The organism is Streptomyces milbemycinicus (genome assembly GCF_002154605.1).
GTDB classification, from domain to species: domain Bacteria; phylum Actinomycetota; class Actinomycetes; order Streptomycetales; family Streptomycetaceae; genus Streptomyces; species Streptomyces milbemycinicus.
Genome location: NZ_MUNE01000940.1, coordinates 1 through 8,252 on the forward strand (window position 1 = coordinate 1; position 8,252 = coordinate 8,252).

Here is an 8,252-nt window from a genome sequence, read left to right on the forward strand (position 1 = left end):
GGGGGCGTCGGCTCGGCGGCGGGCGCGGGGGCTCCGGCGGGTGCGCGGGCTCCGGCGGGTGCGCGGAAGAGGACGGCCGTCCACTGGAGGTAGTAGTAGAGCGCGATCACGACGTTCACGGCCATGACGACGGCGAGCCAGCCCAACCCCGCGTCCACGGCCGCCGAGAAGACGGTGACCTTGGCGAACAGGCCGATGACGCCGGGCGGCAGGCCGGCCAGGCAGAGCAGGAAGAAGCCGAGCGCGAGGGCGGCCAGGGGGCGGGAGGCGTACAGGCCGCGGTAGTCGCTGAGGCGGCCCGTGGGGTGGGTGCGCGACACCAGGGCGACGACCGCGAAGGCGCCTAGGTTCACGGCGGCGTACATCAGGGCGTACGCGACCGTGGAGCCGATGGCGTGGGCCGCGTCGCCGGAGGAGTCGGCGTACCCGGCCGCGGCGATGGGGACCAGCAGATAGCCCGCCTGGCCGACGGAGGACCAGGCCAGCAGGCGTACGGCGCTGTGCGCGCGCTCGGGGCGCTGGCGCAGCGCGGCGACGTTGCCCGCGGTCATGGTGAGCGCGGCCAGCACGGCGACGGCCGGGCCCCATACGTCGGCGTACGCGGGGAAGGCGAGGACGGTGACCAGGATGAGGCCGGAGAAGCCGACCGCCTTGCCGATGACGGAGAGGTACGCGGCCACCGGGATGGGGGCGCCGACGTAGGTGTCGGGGACCCAGAAGTGGAACGGCACGGCGGCGGTCTTGAAGGCGAAGCCCACCAGGGTGAGCACGACTCCGGCCTGGGCGAGCGTGTCCAGCCGCGGGTCGACGTGGCCGAGGGCGGCGGCGATCCGGGACAGGTGGAGACTGCCGGTGGCGGCGTAGACGAAGCTGACGCCCATCAGCATGACCGCGGTCGCGGTGACCGAGGAGAGGAAGAACTTGAGGGCGGCCTCGGAGGAGAGGCGGTCGCCGCGGCGCAGCCCCACGAGCGCGAAGGCCGGCAGGGAGGCGACCTCCAGGGCGACGACGAGGGTGGCGAGGTCGCGGGAGGCGGGCAGGAGGGCCGCGCCCGCGGCGGAGGACAGCAGCAGGAACCAGAATTCGCCGGCGGGAAGTTTGCCGCCCTCTGCGGCGGCCCCGGCGTCGGCGTCCCCGGCGGCCCCGGTGTCGCCGTCTCCGGCGTCCTTGGAGCCGCGGTTGTGGACCGTGCTCATGGACAGCAGGGCCGTCAGAAGGGCTCCGCCGAGCACCAGGAATTGGATGACGACGGCGAATTCGTCGGCCCTATAGCTGCATACGTCCGGGTCGGAGGTCAGACAGAAGGTGCTGCGGTCCCCGGCGCGGAGCGGCAGCAGGAGGAGCGCGGCCAGGGCCAGGCCCGCGGTCGCGAACCAGCCCAGGAGGGGTTTATTCCGCTCGGCGAGGAAGAGGTCGGCGACCAGGACGGCCAGGGCGGCAACAGCGGCGATGGTGGGCGGGGCGATCGCGAGCCAGTCGACGGACTGGACGTAGCCTCCGGCGAGCGCGGTCATCAGTGGCCTCCCGCGAGGAGTTGCTGCACGGCCGGGTCGGTGAGGCCGAGGAGGGCCGCGGGCCACAGTCCGCCGAGGACGGTGAGGGCGACCAGTGGGGTCCAGGCGGCGAATTCGTAGCCGCGTACGTCCGCCAGGGCGGGGCGGAGCGGCCCGGCGGGTGCCCCGGCGGCTCCGGCTCCCCCGGTTCCTCCGGCAGCCCCTGCGGCTCCGGTGGCTCCGGTTGCCCCCGCGGCCTCGCCGGGCCCGCCGGTGGCCCTATCCGTGGCCCCGCCGGCGGGGACGCCCGCGGGTGCGCCGGTGAGCGTTCCGCCCATCTCGGCCTCCGGGTGCTCGCCCATGCAGACACGGCGTACGACGACGAGCAGGTAGGCGGCGGTCAGCAGGGTGCCCAGGCCCGCGAGCGCCATGAAGGTGAGGAAAGCGGGGCGGCTGAGCCCGTCGGCGGGCTCGAACGCGCCGAACATGGCGAGCATCTCGCCCCAGAACCCGGCGAGCCCCGGCAGCCCCAGGGAGGCGACGGCGGCGAAGGCGACCAGTCCGCCCAGGCGCGGCGCCCGGCCGTACAGGGCCGCTCCGCCGGTGCCGGAGAGCTGGTCGAGGTCGGTGGTGCCGCAGCGGTCCTTGAGGGCGCCGACGAGGAAGAAGAGCAGGCCGGTGATCAGGCCGTGCGCGATGTTGGCGAACAGCGCGCCGTTGACCCCGGTGGGGGTGAGCGTGGCGATGCCGAGCAGGACGAAGCCCATATGGCCGACGGAGGAGTACGCGATCAGCCTCTTGAGGTCGCCCTTGGCCCCGGTGCGGGCCAGGGCGAGGCAGGCGAGGGAGCCGTAGATGATGCCGACGGCGGCGAAGGCGGCCAGGTAGGGCGCGAAGGTGTGGGCCCCTTCGGGTGCGATGGGCAGCACGATGCGCACCAGCCCGTACGTGCCCATCTTGAGCAGTACGCCCGCGAGGAGGACGGAGCCGACGGTGGGCGCGGCGGTGTGGGCATCCGGGAGCCAGCTGTGCAGGGGCCACATGGGGGCCTTGACGGCGAGGCCGACGCCGATGGAGAGGGCCGCGATCAGCTGGGTGGTGTGGCTGAGCTTGGCGCCATTGTCGGAGGCGAGTGCCACCATGTCGAAGGTGCCGCCCTTGAGCCCGACGAGGAGGAGGCCGAGCAGCATGATCACGGAGCCGAGCAGCGTGTAGAGGATGAACCTCCAGGCGGCGCGCTCGCGCCCGGCGCCGCCCCATCGGTTGATGAGGAAGTACATCGGGATGAGCACCGTCTCGAACGCCAGGAAGAACAGCATCAGGTCGAGGACGGCGAAGGAAGCCAGGGTGCCGGACTCCAGGAGCAGCAGCAGCGCGACGAACGCCTTCGGGGAGGGCCCGGCGGGCATGTTGAAGTAGCCGTAGAGGGCGCACAGGAAGGTCAGCAGCGCGGTCAGCACGAGGAGGGGGAGCGAGACGCCGTCCACGCCGAGGTGGATCCGGATGTCCAGCGCCGGGATCCAGCTGATGTCGGTCTGCGCCTGCATGGCGGCCGGGCGGTCGTGGTCGAAGCCCACGGCGAGCGCGATGGCGACGGCCAGGACGGCCCCGGTGACCGTGACGCCGTGGCGCAGCACGGCCTGGTCGGGGCCGCGGCCGCGCAGCCCGGGCGGGGCGGGGAGGAGCGCGGCGGCCGAGCCGAGGAGGGGCAGGACGATCAGGGCCGCGAGGAGCGACTGCAGGACGGTGTGGTTCACGGCTCAGGCTCCCGCTGCGACGAGGACGGCGACGGCCAGGACGAGCGAGCCCGCGAGCAGCGCGCCGAGGTAGGTCTGCACATTGCCGGTCTGGGCGCGCCGTACGGCCGCGCCGAGCAGACGGGGTACGCCGCCCGCGCCGCGCACATAGGTCTCCACGACCTCCCGGTCGAGGAAGCCGACGAGCCGGGCGGCGGCGCGCACCGGGCGGATGAACACCGCGGCGTACAGGGCGTCGAGGTGGAAGCCCGCCGCGGCGTGCCGGTGGAGCGGGCCGAGGAGGAGGCGGCCGGGGTCCGCCGGGTCGTGGGCCGCGGCGATATCGCCGTACGCGGGCTCGTGGGTGGCGATGGCCTCGGCCTCGGAGAGCGCGGGTTCGGCGTCCGGGTGGGCGGCCACGGCGCCCATCGGGATGCGGGCGGCCAGCGCCGTGGTGTGCCGCCAGGCTCCGTATGTGACGAGGACGCCGACGAGGGCGAGCCCGGTGCCCAGTACGGAGGTGGTGAGGGTCGGGGCGAGGGACCCGCCGTCGAACCAGTCCGGGAGGGCGCCGAAGGCGAGGCCGAACGCGGCGGCGGGGATGAAGAGCACCCATAGGACGGCGTTCATGACGGCGGGCTGGCGACCGTGGTCGGGGGCTTCGGTGCCCTTGCCGCGGAAGGCGAGCAGCCACAGCCTGACCGCGTAGCCGGCGGTGAGGAGGGCGGTGAGCAGCCCGGCGACCAGGACGGTCCAGCCGACGGCCGCCGGGACGGCCGGGGCGTGCCCGGTGGCCGCGTGCTCGGCCGCGCCGAGGACGGCCTCTTTGGAGAAGAAGCCCGCGAACGGCGGGATGGCGGCGAGCGCGAGCAGGGCGACCGTCATCGTCCAGTAGGCGTCGGGGATGCGCCCCGCCAGGCCGCTCATGCGCGACATCGCGGCCAGCGAGTTCGTCCCGGCCGCGTGGATGATCACGCCCGCGCCGAGGAAGAGCAGGGCCTTGAACGCACCGTGGGCCAGCAGGTGGAAGACGGCGGCGCCGCGGTTGTCGACGGCGAGCGCGCCGGTCATGTAGCCGAGCTGACCGACGGTCGAGTAGGCGAGTACGCGTTTGATGTCGTCCTGGGCCAGAGCCGCGAGCGCCGAGCCGACCATGGTGACCGCCGCCATGACCGCGAGCACGGCGAGGGCGGCGGCGGAGGACGCGAAGACGGGCAGCAGCCGGGCGATGAAGTAGACGCCGGCGGCGACCATGGTGGCGGCGTGGATCAGCGCGGAGACCGGGGTGGGACCGGCCATCGCGTCGGGCAGCCAGGTGTGCAGCGGGAACTGCGCCGACTTGCCCGCGACCCCGGCCAGCAGCAACAGCGCGATCAGGGTGGGATGGTCGAGTTGGAAGTGCGCGGCGGAGGAGGTCAGCTGGGTGTAGATGCGGCTGATGCGGAACGTACCGGCGTCGGCGCCGAGCGCGAAGATCCCGAAGAGGAACGGCACATCGCCGAGCTTGGTGACCAGGAACGCCTTGAGGGAGGCGGAGCGCGCGGCCGAGGTCTCCCAGTAGTGGCCGACCAGGAAGTACGAGCAGATGCCCATGATCTCCCAGCCGACCAGCAGCACGATCAGGTCGTCGGAGTAGACGACCAGCAGCATCGCGGCGGTGAAGAGGGAGACGAGCGCGGCGTAGGACGGGTAGCGCGGGTCGTCGCGCAGATAGCCGGTCGAGTAGATCTGCACACAGCACGCGACGACGCCGACGAGGACCGCTACCAGGGCGGCGAAGCCGTCGATGTGCAGCGCGAGATCGATGGGGAGCGAGCCGGTGTCGGTGAGCCGGGTCGCGGCGTCCAGCGCCCCCTTGCCGCCGCCCGATCCCCCGCCCTGCCGTACGGCGACGAGGACGGCGAGGGCGGCCGCGGCGACGGTCGGCAGCACGGCGAGGGGGCGTACGAAGCCGGGGGCGCGGCGGCCGAGCAGCAGTCCGGCGAGGGCGCCGAGGAAGGGCAGGAGGGGGACGAGGACGGCGGCGGTCGTGGTCGTCACGCGGTCTGCCTCCGGGCGGGGGTTCCCTGGTCAGCGCTGGTGTCGGCGTCGCTGTCGGCGCCGTTGTCAGTGGTGCCTGGCACGCTGTCATCGGTGGGCGGGGGCTCGGCGAGGCCCCGGAGCTTGTCGATGTCGGCGGTGCCGCGGTCGCGGTGGACGAGGAGGACGATGGCCAGCCCGATGCCGATCTCGGCGGCGGCGATGGCGATGACGAAGAGCGTGAGGGCCTGGCCCGCGTGCAGGGTGTCGCGGAGCCAGACGTCGAAGGCGACGAGGTTGAGGTTGACGGCGCCGAGCATCAGCTCGACGGACATCAGCACCAGGATCGCGTTGCGGCGGGCGAGGACGCCGTACAGGCCGGTGCAGAAGAGGAGGACGGCGAGCACGGCGGGGTAGGCGAGGTGCATCAGCCCTCCTTTTCGGCGGCGTCGGCGGCGGTGCGGGGGCCGGCGGTGCGGGAGCCGGCGGTGCGGGAGCCGTTGGCGCGGGAGCCGTTGGCGCGGGGGCCTTTTGTGCTGGGGCCGTTGGGGCGGGAGGACCCGTTGGCGCGGGGGCCGTTGGCGCCCGGGGTCCGCTGGGAGGAGCGCAGCCGGGAGAGCACGATCGCTCCGACGAGCGCGGCGAGCAGCAGCACCGACAGCGCCTCGAACGGCAGCACCCAGTGCCGGAAGAGGCTTACGCCGGTGACCTTGGTGGAGCCCTGCACCTCTCCGAGGTCGATCCAGGTGGCCCGGAAGGCGTCCACGACCACCCAGACCAGGGCGGCCGCGGAGGCCACGGCCACCGCGAGGGCGGCCGGGCGGTTGCCCGAATCGGCGTCAGGCGACCGCCCGATGGGCGCCTTGGTCAGCATCAGCCCGAACAGGATGAGGACGACGACGGAGCCGACGTAGATCAGCACCTGCACCCAGGCGATGAATTCCGCCGTGAGGAGCAGGAATTCGACCGCGAGCCCGCCGAGCGTGACCACCAGCCACAGCGCGGCGTGCACCAGCTGCTTGGTGGTGACGGTGACGACGGCCCCGCCCAGGGTCACCACCGCGACCAGAAGGAAGGTGATCTCCACACCGGTCGGTGACAGAAAACCGTGGCCGGCGGCCGCGAGCTGCGCCGCGGCAGTCATGACGCCGCTCCGTCCCGGCCGGAGGAGCCGGTGGGGCCATCGCCCTCCGCCGCGTCCTTGGCCTGCGCGGCCTGTGCTGCCTGTGCTGCCTCGGCCGCGGCGATCTTGTCGGCAGCCTTGCGGGCGGCGGCGATCTCCTTGGGCTCCTCGGCACTGGGGTCGAGCGCGGGCGGTGCGGGCACCGTCCACATCCACTCGCGGAGCTTGTCGCGCTCATGGGTGAGGTCGCGGATGTCCTCCTCCGCGTACTCGAACTCCGGCGACCAGAACAGCGCGTCGAAAGGACACACCTCGATGCAGATACCGCAGTACATGCACAGGGCGAAGTCGATGGCGAACCGATCCAGCACGTTGCGGCTGCGCTCACGCCCTCCGGGCGCGGCCGGCGGCACCGTCTCCTTATGGGAGTCGATATAGATGCACCAGTCCGGGCACTCGCGCGCGCACAGCATGCAGACCGTGCAGTTCTCCTCGAACAGACCGATGACGCCGCGCGTCCGGGGCGGCAGCTCGGGCTGGACGTCCGGGTACTGCGCGGTGTGCGCCTTCCGGGTCATCGTGCGCAGGGTGACGGCCAGACCCTTGGCCAGGCCGGAACCGGGGATGCCCATCAGGAGATCACCACCTTGACGACGCCGGTGAGGGCGATCTGGACCAGGGCGAGCGGGATGAGGCCGGTCCAGGCGAGCTTCTGCAGCTGGTCCTCGCGCAGCCGCGGATAGCTCACCCGCAGCCAGATCACCACGAAAGCGAGCACGGCCGTCTTCAGCAGCGTCCACACCCAGCCCAGGTCATGGGCGAACGGACCGTGCCAGCCGCCCAGGAACAGCACGGTGGTCAGCCCGCAGAGGATGACGATGCCCGCGTACTCGGCCAGCAGGAACAGCGCGAAGCGCAACCCGGTGTACTCGGTGTACGCGCCGAAGATGATCTCGGAGTCGGCGATGGGCGCGTCAAAGGGCGGCCGCTGCAGCTCGGCGAGCCCGGCCGTGAAGAACACCACCCCGCCCACGATCTGCCACGGCACCCACCACCACTCGAACGCGTCGAGGATGCCGGGCAGCGAGACCGTACCGGCGGCCATCGCCACGGACGCGGCGGCGAGCAGCATCGGCAGCTCGTACGCCATCAGCTGCGCGGCCGTACGCAACCCCCCGAGCAGGGAGAACTTGTTGGCCGACGCCCAGCCCGCCATGAGCGAGCCCAGCACGCCGACGCCCATCACGGCGAGCACAAAGAAGATACCGGCGTCGATGAACCGGCCGACGGTGCCGGGCCCGACCGGGATCGCGACCAGGACCAGCAGATACGGCAGCAGCGCGACAGCGGGCGCGAGCTGGAAGATCCGCCGGTCGGCCCCCGCCGGTACGACGTCTTCCTTCTGCGCGAACTTCACGCCGTCCGCGACCAGCTGTGCCCACCCGTGGAACCCACCCGCGTACATCGGCCCGAGCCGACCCTGCATATGGGCCATGACCTTGTGCTCGGTCTGTCCTACGACGAGAGGCAGTACGAGGAAGGCGACCAACAGCGCGAGCAGTCGCAGTGCGACGTCGAGGACGTCGTTCACGCGGTGCCTCCCGCCGGGTCGTCGGTGTTTGTGTCGGTGTTTGTGTGGGGTGCATCGGGCTCAGCGGGCGCGTCAGGCTCACCGGCGTCCTCGGCAGCAGCGGTCGCGCCGGGCGCGGACTCGGCGTCCTCCGATGCGGCTGCCGCACGGTCGGCCTCCGAGCGGGGCGGTTCGTCGGTGTCCGCGGCGGTGGTCGCTGTGCCGGCTTCCGCCGAGGCAGAGGAGCTGGAGCCCGTCGGCCCGCCCGTAGCAGCCGGTCGGGAGGCCTCCCGCCGCGGACACCGACGAAC

The 8,252-nt window shown here is 72.7% G+C and carries 7 protein-coding genes and 1 pseudogene; all 8 read right to left on the reverse strand.

Annotated elements, in window-relative coordinates; genetic code table 11:
* On the reverse strand, positions 1 to 1,514 hold a 1,514-nt coding region (locus CCN51_RS49235; RefSeq protein ID WP_107426303.1), incomplete at its 3' end, for an NADH-quinone oxidoreductase subunit N.
* Entirely contained in the window at positions 1,514 to 3,250 is a 1,737-nt protein-coding gene (locus CCN51_RS49240; protein WP_014178721.1) for a complex I subunit 4 family protein, read from the reverse strand. The genes CCN51_RS49240 and CCN51_RS49235, both read right to left, overlap by 1 nt.
* A gap of 3 nt (positions 3,251 to 3,253) precedes the next feature.
* Complete coding sequence (locus CCN51_RS49245; RefSeq protein ID WP_014178720.1) at positions 3,254 to 5,269, reverse strand: NADH-quinone oxidoreductase subunit 5 family protein; 2,016 nt, start codon at positions 5,267 to 5,269, stop codon at positions 3,254 to 3,256.
* Positions 5,266 to 5,676: an NADH-quinone oxidoreductase subunit NuoK gene (nuoK, locus tag CCN51_RS49250; RefSeq protein ID WP_014178719.1), complete on the reverse strand. Its 411-nt coding sequence runs from the start codon at positions 5,674 to 5,676 to the stop codon at positions 5,266 to 5,268. Before nuoK ends, CCN51_RS49245 begins: the two co-directional genes overlap by 4 nt.
* Positions 5,676 to 6,392 carry an NADH-quinone oxidoreductase subunit J family protein gene (locus CCN51_RS49255; protein WP_014178718.1) on the reverse strand — a complete coding sequence of 239 codons (717 nt, stop codon included), beginning with the start codon at positions 6,390 to 6,392 and terminating at the stop codon, positions 5,676 to 5,678. Before CCN51_RS49255 ends, nuoK begins: the two co-directional genes overlap by 1 nt.
* On the reverse strand, positions 6,389 to 7,003 hold the full coding sequence (locus CCN51_RS49260; protein WP_014178717.1) for a NuoI/complex I 23 kDa subunit family protein: 615 nt from the start codon (positions 7,001 to 7,003) through the stop codon (positions 6,389 to 6,391). The genes CCN51_RS49255 and CCN51_RS49260 overlap by 4 nt, the downstream gene beginning before the upstream one ends.
* Entirely contained in the window at positions 7,003 to 7,962 is a 960-nt protein-coding gene (locus CCN51_RS49265) for a complex I subunit 1/NuoH family protein (RefSeq protein WP_014178716.1), read from the reverse strand. Before CCN51_RS49265 ends, CCN51_RS49260 begins: the two co-directional genes overlap by 1 nt.
* A pseudogene (locus CCN51_RS56765) lies at positions 7,959 to 8,252 on the reverse strand (NADH-quinone oxidoreductase subunit C); the annotation flags it as partial. The gene CCN51_RS49265 and the pseudogene CCN51_RS56765, both read right to left, overlap by 4 nt.